This is a genomic window from Bradyrhizobium sp. RT6a (genome assembly GCF_040547675.1).
Classification (GTDB): Bacteria; Pseudomonadota; Alphaproteobacteria; order Rhizobiales; family Xanthobacteraceae; genus Bradyrhizobium.
In genome coordinates, this window is sequence record NZ_JBEPQC010000002.1 from 1217291 (window position 1) to 1241110 (window position 23820).

At 63.5% G+C, this 23820-nt stretch carries 23 protein-coding genes; 18 read left to right on the plus strand and 5 right to left on the minus strand.

Annotated features, from left to right (window positions below):
* From ABIC03_RS15775 to ABIC03_RS15825, 11 genes are all read left to right on the plus strand, one after another.
* Positions 1-807: a biotin--[acetyl-CoA-carboxylase] ligase gene (locus ABIC03_RS15775; protein ID WP_354058967.1), complete on the plus strand. Its 807-nt coding sequence runs from the start codon at positions 1-3 to the stop codon at positions 805-807.
* Positions 807-2477, plus strand: a complete 1671-nt coding sequence (locus ABIC03_RS15780) for a ribonuclease J (RefSeq protein WP_354058969.1) — start codon at positions 807-809, stop codon at positions 2475-2477. The genes ABIC03_RS15775 and ABIC03_RS15780 overlap by 1 nt, the downstream gene beginning before the upstream one ends.
* Positions 2478-2538: 61 nt before the next feature.
* On the plus strand, positions 2539-2943 hold the full coding sequence (gene mce / locus ABIC03_RS15785) for a methylmalonyl-CoA epimerase (RefSeq protein ID WP_354058971.1): 405 nt from the start codon (positions 2539-2541) through the stop codon (positions 2941-2943).
* 9 nt (positions 2944-2952) lie between these two features.
* Complete coding sequence (locus ABIC03_RS15790) at positions 2953-3228, plus strand: DUF1467 family protein (RefSeq protein WP_354058973.1); 276 nt, start codon at positions 2953-2955, stop codon at positions 3226-3228.
* Positions 3229-3258: 30 nt separating this feature from the next.
* Positions 3259-3606 carry a hypothetical protein gene (locus ABIC03_RS15795; RefSeq protein WP_354058975.1) on the plus strand — a complete coding sequence of 116 codons (348 nt, stop codon included), beginning with the start codon at positions 3259-3261 and terminating at the stop codon, positions 3604-3606.
* Positions 3607-3641: 35 nt separating this feature from the next.
* Positions 3642-4922 carry an S-methyl-5-thioribose kinase gene (mtnK, locus tag ABIC03_RS15800; RefSeq protein ID WP_354058977.1) on the plus strand — a complete coding sequence of 427 codons (1281 nt, stop codon included), beginning with the start codon at positions 3642-3644 and terminating at the stop codon, positions 4920-4922.
* Positions 4923-5055: 133 nt separating this feature from the next.
* Positions 5056-6645 (plus strand): ABC transporter substrate-binding protein, encoded by a 1590-nt coding sequence (locus ABIC03_RS15805; RefSeq protein WP_354058979.1) that lies wholly within the window; start codon positions 5056-5058, stop codon positions 6643-6645.
* Positions 6646-6705: 60 nt separating this feature from the next.
* Positions 6706-7629 carry an ABC transporter permease gene (locus ABIC03_RS15810; RefSeq protein ID WP_354059664.1) on the plus strand — a complete coding sequence of 308 codons (924 nt, stop codon included), beginning with the start codon at positions 6706-6708 and terminating at the stop codon, positions 7627-7629.
* Positions 7626-8447, plus strand: coding sequence for an ABC transporter permease (locus tag ABIC03_RS15815; RefSeq protein ID WP_007603580.1), 822 nt, complete (start codon positions 7626-7628; stop codon positions 8445-8447). The genes ABIC03_RS15810 and ABIC03_RS15815 overlap by 4 nt, the downstream gene beginning before the upstream one ends.
* Positions 8444-9424, plus strand: a complete 981-nt coding sequence (locus tag ABIC03_RS15820) for an ABC transporter ATP-binding protein (protein ID WP_354058981.1) — start codon at positions 8444-8446, stop codon at positions 9422-9424. The genes ABIC03_RS15815 and ABIC03_RS15820 overlap by 4 nt, the downstream gene beginning before the upstream one ends.
* Positions 9417-10460, plus strand: coding sequence for an ABC transporter ATP-binding protein (locus ABIC03_RS15825; protein ID WP_354058983.1), 1044 nt, complete (start codon positions 9417-9419; stop codon positions 10458-10460). Before ABIC03_RS15820 ends, ABIC03_RS15825 begins: the two co-directional genes overlap by 8 nt.
* A 1081-nt stretch (positions 10461-11541) precedes the next feature.
* Here ABIC03_RS15825 and ABIC03_RS15835 read toward each other — a convergent pair.
* Positions 11542-12165: a LysR family transcriptional regulator gene (locus ABIC03_RS15835; protein WP_354058985.1), complete on the minus strand. Its 624-nt coding sequence runs from the start codon at positions 12163-12165 to the stop codon at positions 11542-11544.
* 125 nt (positions 12166-12290) lie between these two features.
* On the opposite strand from ABIC03_RS15835, the gene ABIC03_RS15840 reads away from it, so the two are divergent.
* Both ABIC03_RS15840 and ABIC03_RS15845 read left to right on the plus strand, forming a co-directional pair.
* Positions 12291-12683, plus strand: coding sequence for a RidA family protein (locus ABIC03_RS15840; RefSeq protein ID WP_275171297.1), 393 nt, complete (start codon positions 12291-12293; stop codon positions 12681-12683).
* A 42-nt stretch (positions 12684-12725) separates the two neighbouring features.
* The gene (locus ABIC03_RS15845; protein WP_354058987.1) at positions 12726-13418 is read left to right on the plus strand and encodes an L-2-amino-thiazoline-4-carboxylic acid hydrolase; all 693 of its coding nucleotides are present in this window, start codon (positions 12726-12728) and stop codon (positions 13416-13418) included.
* Positions 13419-13746: 328 nt separating this feature from the next.
* On the opposite strand, the gene ABIC03_RS15850 is transcribed toward ABIC03_RS15845, so the two are convergent.
* From ABIC03_RS15850 to ABIC03_RS15865, 4 genes are all read right to left on the minus strand, one after another.
* Positions 13747-14775 (minus strand): ABC transporter permease, encoded by a 1029-nt coding sequence (locus ABIC03_RS15850; RefSeq protein WP_354058989.1) that lies wholly within the window; start codon positions 14773-14775, stop codon positions 13747-13749.
* Positions 14776-14787: 12 nt separating this feature from the next.
* Positions 14788-16290, minus strand: coding sequence for a sugar ABC transporter ATP-binding protein (locus ABIC03_RS15855; protein WP_354058991.1), 1503 nt, complete (start codon positions 16288-16290; stop codon positions 14788-14790).
* Between the two features lie 6 nt (positions 16291-16296).
* On the minus strand, positions 16297-17319 hold the full coding sequence (locus ABIC03_RS15860) for a sugar ABC transporter substrate-binding protein (protein WP_199198585.1): 1023 nt from the start codon (positions 17317-17319) through the stop codon (positions 16297-16299).
* 142 nt (positions 17320-17461) lie between these two features.
* Entirely contained in the window at positions 17462-17866 is a 405-nt protein-coding gene (locus ABIC03_RS15865; RefSeq protein WP_354058994.1) for a globin, read from the minus strand.
* 478 nt (positions 17867-18344) lie between these two features.
* Between ABIC03_RS15865 and ABIC03_RS15870 the strand changes: the two genes are divergently transcribed.
* The 5 genes from ABIC03_RS15870 (at position 18345) to ABIC03_RS15890 (ending at position 23772) form a co-directional block, all read left to right on the plus strand.
* The gene (locus ABIC03_RS15870; protein ID WP_354058996.1) at positions 18345-18719 is read left to right on the plus strand and encodes a DUF2946 family protein; all 375 of its coding nucleotides are present in this window, start codon (positions 18345-18347) and stop codon (positions 18717-18719) included.
* Positions 18720-18802: 83 nt separating this feature from the next.
* Positions 18803-21010, plus strand: a complete 2208-nt coding sequence (locus ABIC03_RS15875; RefSeq protein ID WP_354058998.1) for a TonB-dependent receptor family protein — start codon at positions 18803-18805, stop codon at positions 21008-21010.
* Between the two features lie 139 nt (positions 21011-21149).
* Positions 21150-21668 (plus strand): copper chaperone PCu(A)C, encoded by a 519-nt coding sequence (locus ABIC03_RS15880; RefSeq protein ID WP_354059668.1) that lies wholly within the window; start codon positions 21150-21152, stop codon positions 21666-21668.
* Complete coding sequence (locus tag ABIC03_RS15885) at positions 21668-22210, plus strand: YcnI family copper-binding membrane protein (RefSeq protein WP_473300891.1); 543 nt, start codon at positions 21668-21670, stop codon at positions 22208-22210. The genes ABIC03_RS15880 and ABIC03_RS15885 overlap by 1 nt, the downstream gene beginning before the upstream one ends.
* Positions 22210-23772, plus strand: coding sequence for a copper resistance CopC/CopD family protein (locus tag ABIC03_RS15890; protein ID WP_354059000.1), 1563 nt, complete (start codon positions 22210-22212; stop codon positions 23770-23772). The genes ABIC03_RS15885 and ABIC03_RS15890 overlap by 1 nt, the downstream gene beginning before the upstream one ends.
* Positions 23773-23820 lie beyond the last annotated feature (48 nt).

The following is a 23820-nucleotide window of genomic DNA, read 5'->3' on the forward strand; positions in this document are numbered from 1 at the left end:
ATGGCATTCGCGCTCGGTCCTCGTGCGGCGTCGGCGGGCTACAAGCTCGCAGCTTTCGAACGGACCGGCTCGACCAACACCGAGGCGATCGAGCACGCGAGGCGCGGCGAACGCGGCCCGATGTGGTTCGTGACATCGGAGCAGACCGCCGGCCGCGGCCGCCGCCAGCGCGCCTGGATCGCGCCAAGGGGCAACCTTGCCGCCAGCGTGCTCGAAGTCCTTGATGTCGCTCCTTCCGTCGCCGCGACGATCGGCTTTGCGGCCGGGCTGGCCGAGGAGGCCGCCCTGGAGAAGGTCAGCCTGGAGGCGGCACTGCGCCTCGGCGAGGGCCGTCCCCGCTACGTCCTGAAATGGCCGAACGACGTGCTGGCCTGCGGCAAGAAGCTGGTCGGTATCGGCCTGGAGGCCGAAGCCATCGGCGACTGTCTTGCCATCGTCGTCGGCATCGGCACCAACGTCGTCGCCGCGCCCGAGGGCACGCCAACCCCGGCGGTGTCGCTCGCCGCGCTCGGCGTCCAGATCAGTGCGGAGGAGCTGTTCTCGGCGCTCTCGGACGCCTGGGTGGAATTCCGCGGCATATGGGACAATGGTCGCGGCTTTGCCGAAATTCGCAAATTGTGGCTGGAGCGCGCCGCCGGCCTCGGCGAGCGGGTCGCGATCCACACGGGAGTGATGACGCTGGAAGGCATTTTTGACACGATCGACGACACCGGCTGCCTGATCGTCCGCACCGCGGAGGGCCGGCGCGTGCCGGTGGCCGCGGGTGAGGTGTTCTTCGGCACGGCCGCCTCCGTGGGAGCTGCGTGATGGCGAAGCCTGAAGAACTGGTATTTGCACCGCTCGGCGGCGTCGGCGAGATCGGCATGAATTTGTCGATCTACGGCCTCGGCAACCGCCAGCAGCGGGCCTGGCTGGCGATCGATCTCGGCGTCTCCTTCGGCGACGAGGAGCATCTGCCGGGCATCGACCTGATCATGCCCGACGTCAGCTTCCTGGAGAAGGAACGCAAGAACCTGATGGGCCTGGTGCTGACCCACGCCCATGAGGATCATTTCGGTGCGATCATCGACCTGTGGCCGAAGCTGAAATGCCCGATCTACGCGACGCAGTTCAGCGCGGCGCTGTTCGAGGCCAAGTGCGCCGCCGAGCGCAATGCGCCGAAGATCCCGGTGACGGTGGTGCCGTCGGGCGGGCGCGTCGATATCGGTCCGTTCAATGTCGAGTTCATCCCGGTCGCGCATTCGATTCCGGAGTCGCATGCGCTGGCGATTCACACCGAAGTCGGCACGGTGCTGCACACCGGCGACTGGAAGATCGATCCGACTCCGATCATCGGCCGCCCCACCGACGAAAAGCGGCTGCGGGAGCTCGGCGATGCGGGCCTGCTCGCCCTGATCGGCGATTCCACCAACGCCGTGCGCGACGGCCGCTCGCCCTCGGAAGCCGAGGTTGCCAGATCCATCACCGAGCTCGTCAAGGCCGCCAAGGGCCGCGTCGCGGTCACGACCTTTGCCTCCAACGTCGCGCGCCTCAAGGCCGTCGCGATCGCTGCGAAGGCCGCCGACCGTGAGGTCGTCGTGGTCGGCCGCGCCATGGAACGCGTGGTGCAGGTCGCGCGCGAGACCGGCTATCTCGACGGCGTGCAGAGTTTCCGCTCCCCGGACGTCTACGGTCATCTGCCGCAGGACAAGGTGCTGGCGCTCTGCACCGGCAGCCAGGGCGAGCCGCGTGCCGCGCTGGCGCGCATCGCCAATGACGATCATCCCGAGATCACGCTCAACCGCGGCGACAGCGTGATCTTTTCCTCGCGCACCATTCCCGGCAACGAGAAGGCGGTCGGCGCGATCATTAATGGCCTGGTTTTACAGGGCGTGGAGGTCATCACCGACCGCGACCAGCTGGTCCATGTCTCCGGCCATCCCCGCCGCGACGAATTGCGCGACATGATCGCCTGGACCAGGCCGCAGCTCCTGATCCCGGTCCATGGCGAGGCCCTGCACCTCAATGAGCACGCCAAGCTCGCGCGTGCCGCCGGCGTGCCGCGCGTGCTGGTCTGCCGCAACGGTGACCTGATCAAGCTCGGCCCCGGCGATCCCGGCATCATTGGGCAGGTGCCTGCGGGCCGCCTCTACAAGGACGGCACGATTCTGGAGGACTCCAAGTCCCGCGCAGTGGTCGAGCGGCGCCGCATGGCCTTCTCCGGCTGCGCCTTCGTCGCCATCGCCATGACGCAGCAAGGCGAACTCGTCGACGATCCCGAGGTCGATCTGATCGGCATCCCCGAGAAGAACAAGGCGGGCGAGCCCTTCGACGACATCGTCTTCGACGCCGTGGTCTCCACCATCGAAGGCCTGCCGAAGGCGCGCCGTCGCGACGCGGATGCGCTGGCGGAGTCGGTGCGACGCGCTGTCCGTGCCGTGATCAACGAACATTGGGGCAAAAAGCCCCCCTGTCTGGTACACGTACTGACAGTCTAATTGGGCATGATCGGAGAACCGCTTCACACTTTTCCGGATCATGCCCTAGGGGAGAAGAAACATGCTGGGCCGGCTCAACCATGTCGCGATTGCGACCAAGGACGCCGTCAAGGCCGCCAGAATCTATGGCGCCGCATTCGGCGCCGAGATCTCGGAGGCCGTCGCGCTGCCCGAGCATGGCGTCACCACCGTCTTCGCGACGCTGCCCAACACCAAGATCGAGTTCATCGAGCCGCTCGGCGAGACCTCGCCGATCGCGAAGTTCCTCGACCGCAACGCCGACGGTGGCATCCACCACGTCTGCTATGAGGTGGTCGACATCATCGCCTCGCGCGATACGCTGGTGAAGGAGGGCGCAAGGGTGCTCGGCGACGGCGTGCCGAAAATCGGCGCCCACGGCAAGCCGGTGCTATTCCTGCACCCGAAGGACTTTTCGGGCGCGCTGGTCGAAATCGAGCAGGCATAGGCCGAAGCCATGGCCATCCAGATATCAACCGCAATCGCGATCTACTTCGTCATCTGGTGGGTCGCGCTGTTCCTGACGCTGCCGTTCGGGGTGCGCAGCCAGCACGAGGACGGCGTCGGAGTGCCGGGCAGCGACCCCGGCGCGCCGATCCTGACACGGATAAGGGGCAAGCTGATCTGGACCACCATCATCTCCGCGATCATCTATGGGATCGCCATGGTCGCCTATCACGCCGGCTATTTGTCGATCGAGCGCCTGTCGAAATTGATGGGCATGCCGTTTTAAGAATTTTTGATTGGCTTTGTTGGGGGACCAATGACTTTTCAGAGGATCGTCGTCGCGCTTCTGGTGCTGATCGTCGCCGGCCTCGGTGCCATCGGCTATTTCGAGTGGAAGATGGCCGTGCAGGTGCGCACCCTGAAGGCGTTCGTCGAGGGCTACGTCTTCAACGAGGCCGTGATCGCCTGCGAGCAGGCCAAGAGCTCGACGCCGTTCAAGTGGAACGGCGGCAAGAGCACCTCGGTGATCGGCCTGAACTCGGTCAAAACGGACAAATACACCGTCACCGCCAGCTACACGCTGGTGGCGGACAGCGTCTATTGTGATTACGATCCGATCAAAAGAAAGGCCGAGATCGGCTCGAGCTTCCTGGAGCGGGAGTAACGATCCGGCCATGCCAAGCATGGGATGGGATCGTCATGGCGCAGGGGCAGGGGGACTACCGGATTCTGCATGAGGCGGCGTTGCGGGATTATCTCGCAAGCGTTGCAGACCTCAAGGCGCTTCTCGGGAGCGAGCCGGCCTCCTGGTCGATCACCGAAGTCGGCGACGGCAATCTCAATCTCGTCTTCATCGTAAAAGGCGGCCAGGGCGGCGTCGCCGTGAAGCAGGCGCTGCCCTATGTCCGCCTCGTCGGCGAGAGCTGGCCGCTGCCGCTGTCCCGGGCTCATTACGAATATCTCGCTTTGTCGCGGCAGGCCGAACTCGCGCCCGGCCTCGTGCCGGCGCTGCTGCATCACAATGAGGCCTTGGCGCTGACGGTGATGGAGCTGCTCGAGCCCCACATCATCATGCGCAAGGGGATGGTCGCGGGCACTCGATATCCGCGCTTTGTTGATGACATCACCACCTTCATGGCGCGGACCTTGTTCTTCACCTCCGACCTCGCGCTGTCGGCGGCCGAGAAGAAGCAAGGCATCGCGGCCTTCGCCGGAAACCATGCGCTGTGCAAGATCACCGAGGATCTGATCTTCACCGATCCCTACCGCATCGCCGAGCAGAACCGCTGGACCGCGCCCTATCTCGATGCGCTCGCCGCAGACCTGCGCGACGACATGGATTTGCATGTCGCGATCTCACGGCTGAAGCTGAAATTCATGGCGAGCCCCGAGGCACTGCTCCACGGCGACCTTCACACCGGCTCGATCATGGTGACGGACGGCCAGACGCGGGTGATCGATCCCGAATTCGCGTTCTACGGCCCGATGGGTTTCGATGTCGGCGCTGTGCTGGCCAACCTCCTGATGGCCTATTTTGCCTCCGCCGGCCACGATCGCTCGCCGGGCGAACGGCGTGCGTTCGAGGGCTGGGTGCTGGAGACGGTCGAGCAGGTCTGGAACGCGTTCGCCCGCAAGTTCCTCGACCTCTGGCGCGCCGACGCCGCAGGCGATGCCTATCCTGCCTCACTCTTTGCCGGCGAGACAGGCGCGGCACGGCTGGAAGCCGAGCGGCAGGCCTACATGCAACGGCTGTTCGCGGACACGGTCGGCTTCGCCGCGGCAAAAACCATCCGCCGCATCTTCGGCCTCGCTCACAACATCGATTTCGAGCTGATCGAGGATCCGCGCCGGCGCGCGATCAGCGAAGCACGCGCCGTGAGGCTGGCAAGGACGATGATGCTGGAGACGGGGGCGTTTCCGACCATGGCGGACGTCACCGCTGCAGCGCGAAAATTGCGCGATTGGCAGCCGGAGTTCTAGCCGGCTTCCGCACAAATCGGCGGTGCCCGCGCGCGACGCTCGCATACGTCAACCCCTTCAAGGCGCTTGCGCTCGACCTGCCGTGGATGGTCAACTCCCGGACCGGAGCACGGCTTGCGTTGTCGGAGGGACCATGATGTTCAGGATAGTGGCGGTCGTCGCGGGTCTGGGGCTGGCACTGGCCGCCACGGCGGAGGCCCAGACCCCGCGCAAGGGCGGAACCATCCGCATGACCGCGCCTTATGGGTCGAGCTTCACAAGCCTGGACATCCATACGACGCAGCGCGCCCAGGACGAGATCTACGCCAAGGCCCTGCACCGGTCGCTCTACATCTGGAATTCCGCGGGAGGCAAGCCGGTTCTGGAGCTCGCCAAGGAGGACGTCGTCTCGGGCGGCGGTCTCGTTCACACCTTCAAGCTGCGCGACGACGCCTATTTCCACAATGGCCGCAAGATGACGGCCGACGACATCATCTGGACCTACAACCGCATCATGGACGGCACCAAGGCTTATCCCGGCGCGCGCTATGTCCGCGTGATCGAGGGCGCGGCGGCGGTCGAGAAGGGCCAGGCCAAGGAGATCTCCGGCCTGAAGAAAATCGACGACTTCACGATCGAGATGAAGCTGACCGAGAAAGTCGATCCGGGTTTCTACTTCTGGAACGCGATCACCTCGATCTATCCCGCCGACGAAGCCGCCAAGGAGAGCTTTCTCCAGAAGCCGATCGGTCTTGGGCCCTTCAAATTCGTCGAGCACGTGCCGGGATCGCGCATCGTTCTGGAGCGGTGGGACCGGTTCTACAAGCCCGGCAAGCCCTACGCCGACAAGATCATCGTGTCGGTCATGGGTGAGGCCGCGGCACGCGATGTCGCCTTCCGCAACAAGGAGATCGACACCTCGGTACTGGGACCGGCGCAATATGTCGCCTATCAGAACGACGCCGACCTCAAGGGCACCGTGGTCGAAGTCGCCGAGGTCTTCACCCGCTACATGGGGATGAATCCCGCGTTCAAGCCGTTCGCCGACAAGCGGGTCCGGCAGGCGATCAACTACGCGATCGACACCGACCTGATCATCAACAAGCTGGTCAAGGGCAAGGCCTACCGGGCCACCAGCTGGCTGCCACTGACCTCTCCCGCCTACGACAAGGCCATGAAGCCCTACGCCTTCGATCCCGCCAAGGCCAAGCAGCTGCTCGCTGAGGCCGGCTATCCCACGGGCTTCGAATTCGAATGGACCACCAGCCAGAACGAGAGCTGGGGCTTGCCGATCGTCTCGGCCGTGATCCCCATGCTGGACAGGGTGGGCATCAAGGCCAAGGTGAAGCAGGTCGAGACCGCGGTGTTGGCGGAGGTGGTTCGCAGCGGCGACTACCAGGCGTTCATCTATTCGCAGGCGACCGGACCCGATCCCCAAGCCGCCCTCAAATGCTTCCACTCGGCGACGCCGCAATCAGCCTGCAACTATATGAACTTCAAGAATCCCGAGTTCGACAAGCTGATCGACGAGGCCGGGCAGTCCGATGACGCTGCAAAGCGTACCCAGCTGCTGCAGAAGGCCAATGCTGTTCTCTACGAAGAGGCGCCGGTCTGGTTCTTCAACTACAACAAGGCGGTCATGGCGGTGCAGCCGTGGCTCAAGGGAGTTCAGCTGAACGCGACGGAGCTGACCCATCAGAACGTCGAAGACCTCTGGGTCGACGAGACCTCGCCCGCGAAGTGACACGCGCTCTCGCGCTCCCTCCGTCGCCATGAACGACGGAGGGAGAGAGGAAAAGTGCCGATGCTCTCCTTCCTGTTCCGCCGCCTCCTGCAGACCATTCCGACCGTGCTCGCCGTGGTGGCTCTGGTGTTCGTGCTGTTCAGCGTCGTTCCCGGCAGCATCGTCTCGTCCATGAGCGACGATGCCGATCCGCAGGTCGAGCTGCGCATGAAGAAGCAGCTCGGGCTCGACGATCCCGTCTATGTCCGCTTCGGCATCTACATTGCCAAGCTTGCGACCGGTGATTTCGGAACCTCGTTCCGGACGCGCGAGCCGGTGACGTTCATGATCGCCAAGCGGATATGGCCGACGCTCCAGCTCATCTTCGCAGCCATGGCGTTTTCCGTCGTGATCGGTGTTCCCCTGGGTTTCATAGCCGCGCTGAAGCCGGGGGGCATCGTCGACACGCTGGCCATGGTTGTGGCGGTATCGGGACTTTCGATCGCCAAATTTTGGCTGGGACTACTGCTGATGTACTTGTTTGCGTTGAAGCTCGGCTGGCTGCCGAGTTTCGGCTATGGCGATGGCGGACTGAAATATCTGATCCTTCCGGCCGTGACGCTCGGCGTCTCGCCGATGGCGCTGTTCGCCCGGACGACGCGCGCCGCTGTCCTCGAGATCATGACCGCGGATTTCGTCCGCACCGCGCGCTCCAAGGGCATGAGCGAGACCCGAGTCGTGAAGTGGCATGTGATGCGCAACGCGCTTGTCATTATCCTCACCACGGTCGGCTTGCAGTTCGGCGCGCTGATGGGGCAGGCGGTCGTGGTCGAGAAACTGTACTCCTGGCCGGGCATCGGCTCGCTGCTGGTCGACAGTGTCCTGCAGCGCGACATTCCGGCCGTCCAGGGCTCCATCCTTGTCGTGGTGCTGTCCTTTCTCGCGATCAATCTGCTGATCGACGTGCTCTACGGCGTGATCGATCCCAGGATCAGATACGCATGAAGCTCCGCGCCAATCTCATCATCGGTGGCGCGCTGTTCGCGCTTGCGATCCTGGTCGGCCTCCTCGCGCCCTGGCTGGCGCATACCGATCCTGTCCTGGACGCCAATCTGCTCAACGCGGAAGAGCCGCCGAGCTGGACCTGGTGGTTCGGCACCGACGACCAGGGCCGCGACATCTATTCCCGCGTCGTCTATGGCGCGCGCGTTTCGCTGACGGTCGGCATCGTCTCGCAGCTCATCAACAGCGTCATCGGCGTCGCGTTGGGCCTGAGCGCCGGTTATTGGGGCGGCTGGTGGGACGATGTCGTCAACGGCCTGACCAATCTCATGCTCGCGATTCCGTCGCTGATCTTCGCGCTGGCCATCATGGCGGTGCTCGGCCCCGGCCTGACCAGCCTGCTGATCGCACTCGGCTTGACCAACTGGTCCTTCACGTGCCGGATCGCGCGGGCCTCGGCGCTGTCGCTGAGGAGCCAGGGCTATGTGCAGGCCGCGACCGTGCTCGGCTACGGCGATCTGCGCATCATGATCACCCAACTGCTGCCGAACATGCTAGGGCCGATCGTCGTCATCGGCACGCTCGGCATGGGCAGCGCGGTGCTGTCGGAAGCCGCATTGTCGTTCCTCGGCCTCGGCGTCCGCCCGCCGTTTCCGAGCTGGGGCAGCATGTTGTCGGATGCCCGCGACCAGATCACGACGGCCCCGTGGCTCTCGGTGTTTCCCGGCCTTGCGATCTTCCTGACGGTGCTCGGCCTCAATCTGCTCGGCGACGGCCTGCGCGACATTCTCGATCCGCAATCGCGGAGCCGGCGCACATGACGGGCGCGCCGCTGATCGAAGTCGAGGATTTGCGCATCGATCTCGACGATGGATCGAGGCGCGTTGCGGCGGCCGAGGGTATTTCATTCCGCATCGATCGCGGCGAGACTTTCGGCTTGGTCGGCGAATCCGGCTGCGGCAAGAGCATCACGGCGCTCGCCTTGATTGGCCTGTTGCGGCAGCCCTTGTCGATCGGCGGCGGCGTCATCCGGTTTGAAGGGCGGGAGATCCAGCACCTTTCAGCCGCCAGGCAACGCGATCTGCGCGGCAATCGCATCGCTATGATCTTCCAGGAGCCGATGACGGCGCTGAACCCGGTCTCGCCGGTGGGCCGGCAGATCGCAGAAATGTTCGTGCTGCACAAGGGCAAGAGCTGGCGGGAAGCCGACAGACTGGCGGTCGAGGCGCTGGCGAGCGTCCGCGTTCCCGCGCCGGAGCGGCGCGTGAAGGACTACCCGCACCAGCTGTCCGGCGGCATGCGCCAGCGCGTGATGATTGCCATCGCGCTCGCCTGCGGTCCGGATCTCCTGATCGCCGACGAGCCGACAACGGCACTCGACGTCACCGTGCAAGCCGAAATCATCGAGCTGATGCGGAATTTGTGCGCCGAGCGTGGAACCGCAATCCTGATGATCAGCCACGATCTCGGGCTGGTCGCCAATGTCTGTCGCCGCGTGGCCGTGATGTATGCCGGCCGCATCGTCGAGGAGCGCGGCTCGGCCGATATTTTCCGGGCACCCTCGCACCCCTATACGCGAGGCCTGGTCGCCTCGTTGCCGCGGCTCGGCAGTCGCGCTGCGCTTGGCCGCACCCGGCTGACGGAGATCGCAGGGGTGGTCCCGGCCATCACGAATTTTCCCGATGGTTGCCGGTTCAATCCGCGTTGCGCTCAGGCAACCGAGATTTGCCGGACCACCGCGCCGGGAGCGGATTTGCTGGAGGCCGGCGGTCTGGTCAGGTGTCATCACCATGCATGAGCCGCAAGACAGGTTGGGTGGGACACGGCCGGACGACGATGTCATTCTCAGCGTGAGGGATCTCGCGGTCCATTTTCCGCTCGGAGGTGGCCTGCTGGGGCGCGGCCGTCGGCTGCTCCGTGCCGTCGACGGCGTCGATCTCACCCTGAAGCGCGGCGAATGCCTCGGCCTCGTCGGCGAGTCCGGCTCCGGCAAGTCGACTGTCGCATTGTCGATCCTTGGCCTCTTGACGCCGACGCGCGGCCGCATCGTGCTGGACGGACAGGTCGTGACGAACAGGCCATCCGGCGATCGGAAGGCGCTGGCCCGCATCGTGCAAATCGTGTTTCAGGATCCCTACGCCTCGCTCAATCCACGCCAGACGGTCCGCCGCACGCTGGAAGATCCCCTGCGCGTGCATGGCGTCACAGCGAAAAGCGAGATCGAGGACCGCGTCGCGAAGATGCTGCGGCATGTGGGCCTGCGGCCGGAGCAGGCCGACCGCTACCCGCATGAATTCTCCGGCGGCCAGCGCCAGCGCATCGGCATTGCGCGTGCGCTGATCCTCAATCCCAGGATCGTCATCTGCGACGAACCGGTCTCGGCGCTCGATGTCTCGATCCGCGCCCAGATCATCAATCTGCTGCTGGAATTGAAGGAAACGCTCGGTCTCTCCTACATCATGATCAGCCACGATCTCGGCGTCGTCGAGCACATGAGCGACAAGGTCGCCGTGATGTATCTCGGCCGCATCGTGGAGAACGGCCACTGGCGCGAGATCTTCGAGCGGCCCGCGCACCCCTACACGCAAGCCCTGATCGCCGCCATCCCCGATCCCTTGCGCCATGCACCGCTGGCGACGACAGGCGGCGACCTTCCCAATCCGCTCAATCCGCCGAACGGATGCGCGTTCAGTCCGCGGTGCCGTTACGCGGAAGCTGTGTGTCGGAGCGAGCCGGGGCCGGTGCTGGAGACGCGGGTGGACGGGCACGCGGTGAGGTGTTGGCGAAGCGAGGAGATTGCTGCGGCGAGCTTCGCTCCATCACCGTTACCCTGAGTGGCCGCTTCGAATCTCCGAATGAGGGAGCGTCTCTCGGGCATTGATCCGATTTGTTTGTCAAGCTAGCGCTTGGAGAGGCTTTAGGGGGAAGCCCACCATCCGTCGGGGAATGGCTCCAGCAAAGTCCGATCGACTTGGTTGTCGTTGTCAGGGGGGCCGATAGCTCCTGCATTCCAGCTCGGTGGCGTGCGGCGACGGAGGCGGACAGACAGGGCGCCTGGTTCACGACTTCGAAGGCGGCGCGAAGCAGGATGTGTCAAGCGTAATGGAGGCACACCGCGGGCGCTTCGCTCTGCTTCTTCGACTACATCTCGAAGATATTCCAATTCGGAGAGCTGAGAAGTGAGTGCGCTAAGACGTTGGGCATAAAGGATTGCGCGAGAGCTTCGCATGGATGTTCTCCCTGGCACAAAGAACTATCGGGAAAAAGTAGAAATCTACCATAGGTACACATCGGATTTCAATACGTCAGGCTCACTGCTTCAGGGTTGCGGCTTCGGCCAGCGCGTTTCGCGACGCGCTCAGGAAGATACGGCCAAGTGCGGAGGCAATTGAGACAGCAAAAGGGACCCCAGCTTCAGGACCGGTGAAGCTGGGGCTGTTGAGCTGCCTTGGCGAAGCAGACTGCCCGATTGGGGAGAGGCGCGGGAGAAATCGGCAATCGGCAAGTCGTTCCTAGCCGAACAAAAATGAGCCCCAGCTCCGGGGGCAATGGGGAAGAGCTGGGGCCCGACTGGACTGCATTACCCACTTGGGGATGAGCGTCGGAAAAATTGGTAACCGGCGAGCTGCTTCAACTGCCGTGCCGCCGAAAAATGTTTAGCGGCCTCTGTCGTCCTTGCCGTTGGGGGTGCCAATCGCCGCCGCCGTTACCCAGTCGTTGTTGCCATGGTGATGGACCACGCTCGCACCCGATTTAGCAATTGCATCGGACGTGAAGGAGGTGGAGAGCAGCAGCGTTATGGCTGGAGGTGTCACGGCAGCTAACTGCCACTGACACCACAACCGCGATGATGACATCGTGCTCCTGTTTCCCCGACCCATCAAACGGGGCCCCGGCAAGGCTATGGATTGCCGGTCAAGCCTGTCGTCTGACACCGACCAGACGAGGGCGGCGGTTTGCGTTCTCGGCCGGCAAGGCGCGCAGCCAGTCGCGGAAGCCTTCGACCTCCGGGCAATCCGCGGTGCCTTCGGGCGCAACGAGCCAATCGCCCAAACCCGATCCTTCATCGATCCGGTCGCAGCGATAGCCCGGATGGTGGCCCAGTCCGCGGGCGATCAGCAGGTCGACCTTGCCCTCGATCAGCTCGTGCAGGCCGGCCGGATGCAACACCCGCAAGCCGATCTCCGCATGCGTGCTGCGAAACGCTGCCAGATCGAGGCGGCGGAGGTCGAAGCTGCCATGGACGCCCAATTGCAGCAGCACCGCACCTGCCGGTTTCAATTGCGAGGTCGCCTCCGCAATGTGGCGAAAGCCTTCGGATACGCCGGGCAAATAAGCCTGACCGGCGACGGTGAGGATGAGCTGCTTATGCAGCCGCTCGAACAGCTGCACGCCGAGGCGCGCCTCCAGCGCCTTGACCTGCTGCCCCACGGCGGCGGGGGTCACGTGCAGCTCGTGTGCGGCCAGCTTGAAGCTGAGATGCCGCGCGGCGGCTTCGAACGCGCGGAGCGCGTTGAGTGGTGGAAGGATGTAGGTCATCGCTCCTTTTGACACTGATGGGCCATGGCCTTGCAATAGATTTTCTTGCGCTGAGCCGCAGCAATGATGCTTTGCGTAGCGGTGATGGCGCCGGATACGGTCGATCCGCAATCCGGAGAAACCCTATGCCCCCAGCTCACATCGTCAGCCACAATCCCGCAACGGTCCACGCTCCCGCCGGCGGTTACTGCATGGGACTTGAACTGACGCAGCATCGCCGCCTGTTGTTCATCAGCGGCCAGGTGCCCGAGAGGTCCGACGGCGCCGTTCCTGACGGTTTTGAGGCGCAGTGCGAACAGGCCTGGCGCAATTTGATCGAGGTGCTCGCCGCCGCCGGCCTTGGCGTCGCGCATCTGGTCAAGGTCACCACGTTCCTGACCGACCGCAATCAGCTCGTCGCCAACCGCTCCATTCGTCGCGCGATGCTGGGCGAGCACCAGCCCGCGCTGACGGTCGTGATCGTCGAGACCGTCGACAGCAAATGGCTGCTGGAGATCGAGGCGGTCGCCGCGGAGTGAAACCAGCCGACTTTGCAATGAACCAATCATATCAGGTGTCCCATGGCTGAAATCATCCATCCGTTTTACGAAGCGCATCGCGGTGCAATGGAGGCCGCCATGCGCGAGCGGCTCGACCTGGCCGAAGCGATGTTGCGCGAGCGCGCGCAACTTTCCGGGATCGACGGGATCAGGCAGGAGGTGATGGACGAATTCGAAATCGTGCTCACCCAGATGCCCTATGTTGGCGGCGCGGCGAGCCGCATGAGCGATTTCTTCATGCGTCTCATGGGCTTCACGGCGATCAGCCGGGTGCTGCGGCGTCACGGCGTGCCGCTGCCTGTGATAGGCGAGATCGAGCGGGAAACCTACAAGGCGCAATTGCTCACCGTATCGGAAGCGGAACGTCTCGCCTCGGGTCGTCAGTTCATGTCGCCGGAGAACCAGGCCTTGCTACGGGAGCAGGCAGCAAGAAGCGCGACCGAGAGCCATCAGACCGAATTTCCGGAAGACTTCGTCTACGGTTTCGTCGAGCCTGATACGGACGACAAGTTCGAGTTCGGGATCAACTACAAGGCTTGTGGCTTCTGCAAACTCGCGGCGCGCCATGGCGACAAGGACATTCTGCCGAACATCTGCGGGCTCGATTTCGTCGCCTACGCAGCGCGAGGCATCCGCCTGGAGAGGACTCAAACACTCGCGGGCGGTGCGAGCCATTGCAATTTCCGGTTCTCGCGGCTTGCTCTGGATGAGTAGGCGGAGAGGTAAGCCGCCTGATCGTGCTCTGCGATCGGATCGCCCACTGTTACCACATCGTCATTGCGAGCGCAGCGAAGCAATCCAGAATCGTTCCGCGGCGGCAGTCTGGATTGCTTCGCTGCGCTCGCAATGACGGAGGTTGGGGCGCTGTCCGGAGCCGACCCGCGTAGACCGCCACGATGACATCCTGCGCCTGTTTTGCCCGACGAGTCAAACGCCGCCACGGTGACGTCTACATGAGTTCGGGTTTTTGTAACTCGTTGAATTCCCTCACGCTATCTACTGTGCATGGGGTTGTTTTCGCGCTTTTTGTTTTGAGGGGCGGCTATTCCACCGCCTTTTCCCTCAGCCGCTGCGCATAGACATTGATCACCAGCGCCGCCAGCAGGATCAGGCCGCGGATCAGGATCTTCAGGAAGCTGTCGATGTTGACGTGGTCGAGGCCGTTATTGAGAACGCCGAGAACGAACAACCCGACGATGGTGTTGCCGATGCCGCCGCGGCCGCCGAACAGGCTGGTGCCGCCGACGACGACGGCGGCGATGGAGTCGAGCAAATAGGTATCGAACTCGTTCTGCTGCGCGCTGCCGAAATGGGCGACGCCGAGCATGCCGCCGATACCGGAGCAGACCGCCGAGATCACCATGACCGCGCCGAGGATGAGCTTGACGTTGAGGCCGGAATATTCGGCCGCCTCGCGGTTGCCGCCGACCATGTAGACGTAGCGGCCGAAACGCGTGTAGGTCAGCACCAGATGTCCGCCGAGCAGCATGATCGCGGCGACGATGACCATCCATGGGATGCCGCCGAGCGAGCCCGAGCCGAGCGTGGTGATCACGCCGGGCACCTTGTAGGCGATCTGGCCGCGCACCAGCAGTGCCGAGATGCCGGCTGCGATCTGCATCATCGCCAGGGTCATGATGAAGGAGGGGATGCCGATCACGGTCAGGCCGAGCGCATTGACGAGGCCGAGAAACGCGCAGAGCAAAATGGCCAGCAGGATCGCGGCGGCGCCGGGCAGGGGAATGTTGGGAATGTTAACGTAGGATTCCTGGAGCGTGAAGTAGGCGACCGCGATGCCCGTAACGTTGGCGATGCTGGCGATCGAGAGGTCGATCTCCGCGCAGAGGATCACGAAGGTGAGGCCGACGGCGATGATCCCTGTGACTGACACCTGCGTCAGGATATTGCCGAGATTGTCCAGCGTCGCGAAGGAGGGGCTGGCCAGCGCAAAGAAGCCGGACAGGAAGATCAGCGTCAGAAACGGAGCGATGTTGCGCATCTGCGAGCGCAGGAACGGCGCAAGCCCTCGCGTCCGCTGCCCCGCCGCCAAAGCCGTGTCACTGCTCGCCATGATGCTTCTCCGTCACGCCGCTTCCAGCAGGCGGTCCTTGCTGACCGGCTCGTTCGTGAACTCCCGCACCAATGCGCCGCGCTTGAGCACGAGGATGCGGTCGGCCAGCGACAGCACCGTTTCCGGCTCGGTCGACAGCACGATGATCGCGAGCCCTTTGGCGCGGAGATCGCGGACGATGTTGATGACGTCGTTCTTGGCGCCGACATCCATGCCGCGGGTGGGCTCGCACAGCACCAGCAGTTTTGGCGGATAGGTCAGCCATTTCGCCAGCGCGACTTTCTGCTGATTGCCGCCGGAGAGCATGCCGAGATCAAGGCCGACGACCGGCGGCCTGATCTGGAGCTGCTCGACCTGGCGCTTCGCGATGTCGCGCTCCTGCGCCGGCTTGAGCAGCAGCGCCGAGATGCGATCGAGAATGCTGATCGAGATGTTCTTGTAGACCGGCTCCTGGTGAAACAGCATGTCGCGCCGGCTCTCCGGAACCAGCGCCACGCCGGCGCGCCGCGCCGCAGCCGTGCTGGCGAAGCTTTTGGGCTTGCCCTCGACCGCGAGCGTGCCGCCGTCCGGCTTCAGCTTGCCGAACAAGATGCGCGACAATTCCTGCTGGCCGCAGCCCATGAAGCCGTAGATGCCAAGCACTTCGCCGGCGCGCGCCTCGAAGGAGATGTCCTTCAGGCTGCGGGCTAGCGACAGCTGGTCGACCTTCAGGACCACCGAGCTGTCGCTTGGCCGCGGCAGCATCAGATCGTCGCTGTAGCTGTGCTCGAGCGCTTCGCCGCCGCGGCCGATCATGGCCTCGATCAGCGCGCCCTTGCTAGTCGCAGCACTTGCCGTCTCCGCGACCTTCCGCCCGTTGCGGAACACGGTCACCGTGTCGGACACGCGCAAGATGTCCTCGATGAAATGCGAGATGAAGACGATCGCCGTGCCTTCCTCGCGCAGCCGCCGCAGCGTCGCGAACAGCCGCGCGACTTCGGGCGGCGAGAGGGCGGACGTCGGCTCGTCCAGGATGACGATGCGCGCGCCGGAGAACAGCACGCGCGCGATCTCGATCAGCTGCTGAAGTCCGATCGGGAGGTCGCCGAGCCTCGACATCGGATCGACGTCGATACCGAAGCGGGCGAGCTGCTCGCCGGCCTCGCGCGCCATCCGCCGCCATTGTACGAGACCGAGCCGGTTAGTCGGCTGGTTGCCCAGGAACACGTTCTCCGCGACCGTGAGGTCGGGCGCGACGGAAAGCTCCTGGTGCACCATGGCGATGCCGGCGCTGTGCGCGTCGCGGGCCGAGCGGAAATGCCTCTCCTGTCCGTCGATCAGGAAGCGGCCCGAGAATTCGGTGTGCACGCCGGCGATGATCTTCATCAGCGTGCTTTTTCCCGCGCCGTTCTCGCCGACGAGACCATGGATCTCGCCAGGTAAGAGAGCGAAGTCGACACCACGAAGTGCTTCGACGCCGCCGAAGCTCTTCGTGATGCCCTGAAGTTCCAGGATGGGCGACCGTTCCTCTCGCATGGAGGCTCAGATCAGGAAGTGATCCTGCATCCATTGCATCCCGGCGGCGTTGGCCTTGGTCACGACCGGACCGTCGGTGACGACATTCTTGGGAATGCCCTGTCCGCTCTTTTCGCCGCCGACGACGGCGGAGACGCCCGCGATGACGGCGCCGCCATGAATCCGGCAGGACGGATTGCGCACGGTGGCGAACATGCGGCCTTCACTGACGGCCTGGATCGCCGGCGGCATCGCATCCACGCCGCCGATCAGGATGTTGGTGCGGCCCCGCGCCTTCATGATATTGGCGGCGGCGAGCGCCATGTCGTCATTGTGGAAGAACGCCGCGTCGATCTGCGGATACTTCGTCAGGTAGGTTTCCCAGAGACGCGCGGTCTTCGACACATCCCAGTCCGCCGGCTGGGTGTCCAGCACCTCGATCCCGGGGAACTGCTTCACGACATTGTTGAAGCCCTTGGCGCGGCCCTGCGCGCCGGTGTGGCCGAGGGCTCCTTGCGTCATGATGATCTTGCCCTTGCCGCCCATGGCGTTGCACAGCGCCTGCGTCACCGAGGCGCCCATGAACTCGTTGTCCGGGGCGAGGAAGGAGTGGACGTTGATCTGGTCGAGCGGCGCGATCAGCGTGTCCATGTCGATCACGGGCGTGCCGGCGTCGATCATTTTCTGCACCGGCTGGGTGAGGGTGCCGATGCCAAAAGCCTGGATCGCGACGAAGTCCCATTTCTGCGAGGCCATGTTGTCGATCGCTGCGCGCTGCTTCACGGCATCGAGCTGGCCGTCGAACCAGGTGACCTCGACATTGAACAGCTTGCCCCAGAATTCCGCGGCCTGTTTGCCCTGCGCGCACCAGGTTGCCTGCAGGCCTGCGTTGGAGAACGCCGCCTTCAGCGGCTTCTCGCTTCGTCCGACTTCGGCTGCAAGGGCGGGGTTTATGCCCATGCTGCCGAGGATGGCAGTTGCGGCGCCGGCGGTTGCTGCCGCCTGAAGAAGATCGCGCCTCGTCGTCGAGAAATCTTTCGTCCCGGACATCGCTCGCTCCCATACAAATTTATCTTCGGCGCGTCATTGATTGCGCGACCGATGTCCGAAAGTGTCTCACAAGAGTTGGTGCCACTCAATCTGCAATCAACGCGAGATTGCCGCAAGCCGCGTTGGTGCAGCGCAAAGTGCGTCAGGCCGGGACGCCCGCGAACGCGTCGATCTCGACGAGCAGTCGGTCCCAGGCCTGTGCGATGTCCGGCGACCATTCATCGCGCAGCAGATCGCGCAGCGTATCCCTGATGACGGCGAAGAAGGCGGTGAACAGCTCGCGCGGCGTGCCGTAGCCATCGTGCGATACGACCTCGCATGCGATCAGCCGGAAATGCCCGCGACGATCGCCGGCGAAGTCGCGAATTGCCTCGATGGTGAGTGCCAGCATCGAGCCCATGACGAGCTCGCTGCCTTGCGTGCGGAACATCGCCCGCGTTTCGGGATGCTGTTCGAACAGCCGCTGATAAACGTGTGGCGTGAGATCCGTGCAGCGCGAGGCTGCAAGTTCGAAGCTCTGTTCGATCGGATTGGAGGAGGTATTCATCCGCGCTTCAGCCCCGCAGACAAAAAAAGAGCGGGGCCCTAGCCCCGCTCAAAAATTGTGTCGACCCTATTATCCCCGATTCTAAGATTTGATCTTGATTGGCGGGGCGACGCTGCATTTTGCGCGTCAGGGGCTCCTCCCGAGACTTGGACCACCAGACTTCGACCTCGCGGCCAGCCTGAGCAAGAGGATGCTAGATCAACTTTTCTCACTTGTCATCATTTTCGGCAACGAATGTTCAAAATTCGAGCAATTGACGAAATGATCGGGCGTTTGGCTCGGTAAGTGTATGACAAATATAAGAAATCTGTGGATGGGGCGGGGGTGCGGAACTGCCTCAAATGCCGGAGGTCCCCTCCCGCGGGCGGCCGGAGCACGGTTTCCGGGAAATTTGCGCTGGACCAAGAAGGCGGCGGAACCGGGCTCGACTCGGCCATAGCGCGGTGTTTAGTTAGTAGACGAACGAATGGTTCGGCGGATGCGCGCGCGGCTGCAAAGATTCCTACCCCTGGTCCTGCTCGCCTTGGTGATGCAGGTGCTGGCGCCGATTGCCGCCTGTCTGGCGGCCGGCCAGGCCGTGGCCGATCCGCTTTCCGCCGCCGTCATCTGCCACAGCGCGAGCGAGCAGGGCGGCCTGAACGATCCGGCGGGTACGCCGGTCGCACATGCCGGTGCCTGTGCCCTCTGTTGCTTGGCGCAATTGGACGCGTCGCTGGACTCGCCGCCGCACGCCGCGCTTTCCGTTCCCTTCCGCCACGCCGAGCGCGTGGTGTGGCACGCGGCGGAGGCATTCGCCGGCGCTGCCCATAAGGGCTCGAGTGCTCAGGCACGCGCACCGCCTCAACCTTCCTGACGACTCTCGTGATCGCCGCGGCCCGCCGCAGGCGATTGATGCTGTCGAATGGCCGGAGAAAGCCCGGCGTCAGGAATGCCCCCATGTTACGTTGTCATGCCCGCCGCGGCGTGAGCATCGTTGCCGTTCAGGCCGCGCTGCTTGCGTCGTCGAGCGGAGCCTTTGCCCAAGGCAGCAGCGCAGTGCTGCCGCCAATCACCGTTGAGGCACCTCAGCAGAAGCGTGCGTCGGCAGTCCGACCACCACGCAATTCTGCGCGATCGGCGCGCGCGACGCGAAGCCCGCGAACGACCCTATCGCCGCAGCAAACCGCGAGCGAACAGAATGTAGGGGCTCCGGGCGCCCTGACGGTTCTGACTGCGCAACAAGCGCTGGCGGAGATTAACCAGACTCCGGGCGGCGTGGCGCTCGTATCGGCCGAGGCGTACAGGAACTCGACGCCATCCAACACGATCAAGGATGTTCTGGATTACGTGCCCGGCGTGTACGCCCAGCCCAAATGGGGCGACGACACTCGCCTTTCTATTCGCGGGTCTGGCCTGTCGCGCAATTTTCATCTGCGCGGCGTGCAGCTCTATATGGACGGCATTCCGATCAACACTGCGGATGGCTATGGCGATTTCCAGGAGATCGATCCGAGCGCCTATAAATATGTCGAAGTCTTCAAAGGAGGCAACGCGCTTCAGTTTGGCGCCAATTCGCTGGGAGGCGCGATCAACTTCGTGACCCCGACCGGCCGCGACTCGTTTCCGAATGGTGTATCCTTCGATGTCGGAGGATTCGGCTACAAACGACTTCAGGCGAACGCAGGAGGCGTCAACGGGCCATGGGACGGTTTCGTTACCGCTTCCACGCAGGCCGCAGACGGTTTTCGCGATCACAGCTTCGGCTCGAGCAACCGTTTGAGCGGCAATGTCGGGTATCAGTTCTCGCCGGATGTCGAGACACGGTTCTACCTCAATGCCAACGAAGTGCGGCAGCGAATCCCGGGTACCGTGACCAAGACATCCGCTTTGACCGATCCGGAAGCTGCTGCACCCGCGAATGTTGCGATGGATCAGCAGCGCAATATTGATACCGTCAGGCTCGCCAACAAAACCACCTTTCGTTTCGATGACACCAAAGTCGAATTCGGGGCCTTTGGCGTCGATCGCCATTTGATGCATCCGATCTTTCAGTGGCTGGACTACCGTTACAAGGACTATGGAGGATTCGCGAAGATCACGGATGACCGCACCATTGGCGGCTTCCGCAACAGGTTGGTCGCGGGCGTCCAGGTGCTGAACGGCAGCATTGACAACCAGCAGTTCGCCAACATTGGCGGGCAGAAGGGAGCGCTGCTTTCTTCGTCGATCGATCGGTCGGAGAATACCTCGGCCTATGTCGAAGACAGCTTCTACGTCATTCCAAATCTTGCAGTGATCGGCGGCACGCAATTCCTGTACGCGACCCGCAATCGGCAGGATCGTTTCCTCAGCGACGGGAATCAATCGGGGGCAACGCGCTTTAATATCTGGTCGCCGAAAGGCGGTCTGTTGTGGCAAATCGATCCGAGCTGGCAGGCCTTCGCCAATGTCTCGCGGAGCGCCGAGGTGCCGAGCTTCGGCGAAAGCGCGATTGGTCTCGGCATTCCGACGATCCCGTTCACCAGCATCCGCCCGCAGATTGCGACCACGTACGAAATCGGGACTCGCATGAAGCGATCTGATTACGCTTGGGAACTGACGGCCTACCGGGCCAACATTCGCGACGAATTGCAATGCCTCTATAGTGCTTTCGGCAACTGCAATGTGACCAATGCCGACCGCACCATCCATCAAGGCATCGAGGCCGGCGCGGGCGCGGCGATCTTTCGTGACATCTTCGTCAATGGCCCGGCGCCGGACAAGATCTGGCTGAATGTCGCCTATTCCATCAACGACTTCCGCTTCGACAAAGATCCGATCTTCGGAAACAATCGATTGCCGGGAGCCCCAACTCACTACCTGCGCGCGGAGCTTCTCTACAAGCACCCTGCCGGTTTCTATATTGGACCCCACGTCGAATGGGTGCCACAGGCCTACTTCATCGACAGCATGAACACGCTGACGACAGAGCCTTACGCCCTGCTGGGATTGAAAGCCGGATTCGACAATGGCGGCCCGATGTCTGCCTACATCGAGGGGCGCAATCTCACCAACAAGACCTACATAGCCAGCGCGAGTATCATCGATCGAGCGACAGCGACATCAGCATTGTTTGAGCCGGGTACGGGAAGAGCAGTGTACGCTGGAATGAGGTATCGATGGTGACGTGCAAATGGGCACTTGGGTCTATGTTCGGGTCCGCGGCAGGCCGGCATTCCGAATGCCGATGCTCACTGCGCGGAAGATCGTCGTGGAAGAATGCCGGGCCATTCTCGGCCCGATCATCGTGAAAGAGGCAATCAACATGAAGACTATCGGACGAACTCTCCTTACGATCTCACTATTGCTGACCGGCTGTGCCGCCGCACGGGCCGACGACGTCAAGGCCGGCGATCTCGTCATTTCGCAGGCATGGAGCCGGGCGACGCCGGGCGGCGCCAAGGTCGCCGGCGGCTATCTCACCATCGAGAACAAGGGCACAGTGGCCGACAAGCTGGTCGGCGTTTACGCCGATATCGCGGGGAAGGCTGAGGTCCACGAGATGGCGACGGACAACGGCGTGATGAAGATGCGCCTGCTCGACAAGGGACTCGTGATCGATCCCGGCAAGACGGTGAAGTTCGCCCCCGGCGGCTATCACCTGATGCTCCAGGAGTTGAAGGGCCCCTTCAAGCAGGGGGACAAGGTGCCGGTGACGCTTCAATTCGAGAAGGCCGGCAAGGTCGCCGTCTCCCTCGACGTCCAAGGCGTCGGCGCCCAGGCGCCCGGCGATAGCGGACACATGATGAAGAAAATGCCTGATCATTCGGGAATGAAGATGTGATGAAACAGATCAAGCCTTCCATGACCATGCATCGAATCCTTGCGAGTCTGATCGTCGCGCTCGCAGCGTCCCCTGCGGCGGCGCATATCACGCTAGAGACCAAACAGGCGGCGGTCGGCTCCTACTACAAGGCCGTCTTCGCTGTGCCGCACGGCTGCAAGGGCTCGCCCACGGTGAAGATCCGGGTGCAGATTCCGGAAGGCGTGATCGCTGTGAAGCCGATGCCGAAGGCGGGCTGGACCGTCGATATCGTCGAGGGCAAATACGCAAATGAGTACGACTACCACGGCAACAAGCTTTCCACCGGCGTCAAGGAGGTGGCCTGGTCCGGCGGCAAGCTGCCGGACCACAATTACGATGAGTTCGTCATCAGCAGCTTCCTCACCACGAGCCTGAAGCCGAACACGACGCTGTATTTTCCCGTCGTCCAGGAATGCGAGACCGGCGTCAGCCGCTGGATCGAGATCCCCGCGGAGGGAGCGAAGCATTCGCACGAAGGCAGTTCTCCGGCGCCTGGCCTGAAACTCCTGCCAAAACCCTGATGCGCCTGCTCGCCGCGCTCGCGACGCTACTCCTCGTTGTCGGCTTCTCGACCGGCGCCTCGGCGCACGCGGCGCTCGTCGCGGTCGAGCCGGCGAGCGGCAGCATGCTCGCGAGCGCGCCGAAGGCGGTGGAGTTGCGCTTCAACGAGACAGTGACGCCGGGCGCCATCCAATTGATCGACGGCGCGGGCAGGGCGCGGGATGATTTGCGCGTCGACGCATCGGGCGAGACCATCTCGGTTGCGATGCCGGCGGACATGCCGCAGGGCACGGCGGTCGTCAGCTATCGCGTGATCTCGCAGGATGGCCATCCCGTTGCGGGATCGGTGATCTTCTCGATCGGCATGCCGACGGGGACGCAACCTCCCACAAATGCCGATGGCGGATTGAACGAGCTGATCTGGCTGGCGCGGGTCGCTCTCTATCTTGGCCTGTTCGTCGGCGTCGGCGGCGTGTTCTTTGCGCGCTGGGTTGCGCGGTCGATGACCGGCATAACCGTTCCGTGCGTGGCGCTCGCCATCGGCATCCCGAGCACGGTGGTCTCCCTTGGTGTGTTGGGGCTGGATCTCCTCGGGCTACCGCTGTCGGCTCTCGCGACGATAGCTCCTTGGAAAGTCGCATCCGGGACCAGCGCGGGCCCAGCCTTGCTCGTGGCCATCGCCGCAATGCTGTTCGCGCTGCTGGCGCTAGCCAACGCGTGGTGCGCGCGCGCTCTGGCGATCATTGCCTTGGTCGGCGTCGGCTTGTCGCTGGCCATGACTGGGCACGCCGCTACGGCACCGCCCGAACTGTTGACCCGGCCGGCAATCTTTCTCCATGGCCTCGGTGTCGCCTTTTGGATTGGGGCTCTCGCGCCGCTGGTCGCCCTGTTGTCGAGGCGGCCCGCCGCGGCATTGCCTGTCGTGAACCGCTTTGCTCGCCTCGCCGCGCCGGTCGTTGGCGTTCTCGCATTGACCGGCCTCGCGCTCGCCATCGTCCAGCTTGAAAAGCCGTCTGCATTGGTGGAGACCCGGTACGGACTGATCCTCTCGATCAAGCTTGCGCTGGTCCTCGTGTTGCTGGCGCTTGCCACGCTCAACCGCTTTCGCCTGACCCCGGCGCTGGCGGGGGATCACAAGGCCGCGCAGACCCTGAAGCGCTCGATCGTGCTCGAATGCGTCATCGCGCTCGGCATCTTCGCCGACGTGGCCGGCTGGCGCTTCACGCCGCCGCCGCGGACGATCGTTCCGGAGACGCCGCTGGCGATCCACATCCATACGGACAGGGCGATGTTTCAGGTCCTGGTCTCGCCGGGTAAGGCGGGTATCGACGATTTCGTGCTGCAGCTCATGACCGGCGAGGGGGCGGTGCTCGAGGCCAAGGAGGTGACGCTGACGCTGAGCCTGCCCGAACGCGGCATTGAGCCGATGGAGCGGAACGCCTCGCGCGGGCCGGACCGCTACTGGCACGTGCGCAAGGTCGAGCTGCCCTTTGCGGGCCGCTGGCATGTGCGGATCGACGCTCTGGTGAGCGATTTCGAGAAGATCACGCTGGAGGACGAACTCGAGGTGGCAGCGCCCTGAATCGCGCTCTTCGGCACATCCTGTCGAATCTGAAGTCGACGGAAAATG

Excerpts from the sequence above, each read along its gene's own strand:
- ABIC03_RS15775 (WP_354058967.1), top strand. The coding sequence starts at position 1 with ATGGCATTCGCGCTCGGTCCTCGTGCGGCGTCGGCGGGCTACAAGCTC.
- ABIC03_RS15780 (WP_354058969.1), top strand. The coding sequence starts at position 807 with ATGGCGAAGCCTGAAGAACTGGTATTTGCACCGCTCGGCGGCGTCGGC.
- mce (WP_354058971.1), top strand. The coding sequence starts at position 2,539 with ATGCTGGGCCGGCTCAACCATGTCGCGATTGCGACCAAGGACGCCGTC.
- ABIC03_RS15790 (WP_354058973.1), top strand. The coding sequence starts at position 2,953 with ATGGCCATCCAGATATCAACCGCAATCGCGATCTACTTCGTCATCTGG.
- ABIC03_RS15795 (WP_354058975.1), top strand. The coding sequence starts at position 3,259 with ATGACTTTTCAGAGGATCGTCGTCGCGCTTCTGGTGCTGATCGTCGCC.
- mtnK (WP_354058977.1), top strand. The coding sequence starts at position 3,642 with ATGGCGCAGGGGCAGGGGGACTACCGGATTCTGCATGAGGCGGCGTTG.
- ABIC03_RS15805 (WP_354058979.1), top strand. The coding sequence starts at position 5,056 with ATGATGTTCAGGATAGTGGCGGTCGTCGCGGGTCTGGGGCTGGCACTG.
- ABIC03_RS15810 (WP_354059664.1), top strand. The coding sequence starts at position 6,706 with ATGCTCTCCTTCCTGTTCCGCCGCCTCCTGCAGACCATTCCGACCGTG.
- ABIC03_RS15815 (WP_007603580.1), top strand. The coding sequence starts at position 7,626 with ATGAAGCTCCGCGCCAATCTCATCATCGGTGGCGCGCTGTTCGCGCTT.
- ABIC03_RS15820 (WP_354058981.1), top strand. The coding sequence starts at position 8,444 with ATGACGGGCGCGCCGCTGATCGAAGTCGAGGATTTGCGCATCGATCTC.
- ABIC03_RS15825 (WP_354058983.1), top strand. The coding sequence starts at position 9,417 with ATGCATGAGCCGCAAGACAGGTTGGGTGGGACACGGCCGGACGACGAT.
- ABIC03_RS15835 (WP_354058985.1), bottom strand. The coding sequence starts at position 12,165 with ATGACCTACATCCTTCCACCACTCAACGCGCTCCGCGCGTTCGAAGCC.
- ABIC03_RS15840 (WP_275171297.1), top strand. The coding sequence starts at position 12,291 with ATGCCCCCAGCTCACATCGTCAGCCACAATCCCGCAACGGTCCACGCT.
- ABIC03_RS15845 (WP_354058987.1), top strand. The coding sequence starts at position 12,726 with ATGGCTGAAATCATCCATCCGTTTTACGAAGCGCATCGCGGTGCAATG.
- ABIC03_RS15850 (WP_354058989.1), bottom strand. The coding sequence starts at position 14,775 with ATGGCGAGCAGTGACACGGCTTTGGCGGCGGGGCAGCGGACGCGAGGG.
- ABIC03_RS15855 (WP_354058991.1), bottom strand. The coding sequence starts at position 16,290 with ATGCGAGAGGAACGGTCGCCCATCCTGGAACTTCAGGGCATCACGAAG.
- ABIC03_RS15860 (WP_199198585.1), bottom strand. The coding sequence starts at position 17,319 with ATGTCCGGGACGAAAGATTTCTCGACGACGAGGCGCGATCTTCTTCAG.
- ABIC03_RS15865 (WP_354058994.1), bottom strand. The coding sequence starts at position 17,866 with ATGAATACCTCCTCCAATCCGATCGAACAGAGCTTCGAACTTGCAGCC.
- ABIC03_RS15870 (WP_354058996.1), top strand. The coding sequence starts at position 18,345 with ATGCGCGCGCGGCTGCAAAGATTCCTACCCCTGGTCCTGCTCGCCTTG.
- ABIC03_RS15875 (WP_354058998.1), top strand. The coding sequence starts at position 18,803 with ATGTTACGTTGTCATGCCCGCCGCGGCGTGAGCATCGTTGCCGTTCAG.
- ABIC03_RS15880 (WP_354059668.1), top strand. The coding sequence starts at position 21,150 with ATGAAGACTATCGGACGAACTCTCCTTACGATCTCACTATTGCTGACC.
- ABIC03_RS15885 (WP_473300891.1), top strand. The coding sequence starts at position 21,668 with ATGAAACAGATCAAGCCTTCCATGACCATGCATCGAATCCTTGCGAGT.
- ABIC03_RS15890 (WP_354059000.1), top strand. The coding sequence starts at position 22,210 with ATGCGCCTGCTCGCCGCGCTCGCGACGCTACTCCTCGTTGTCGGCTTC.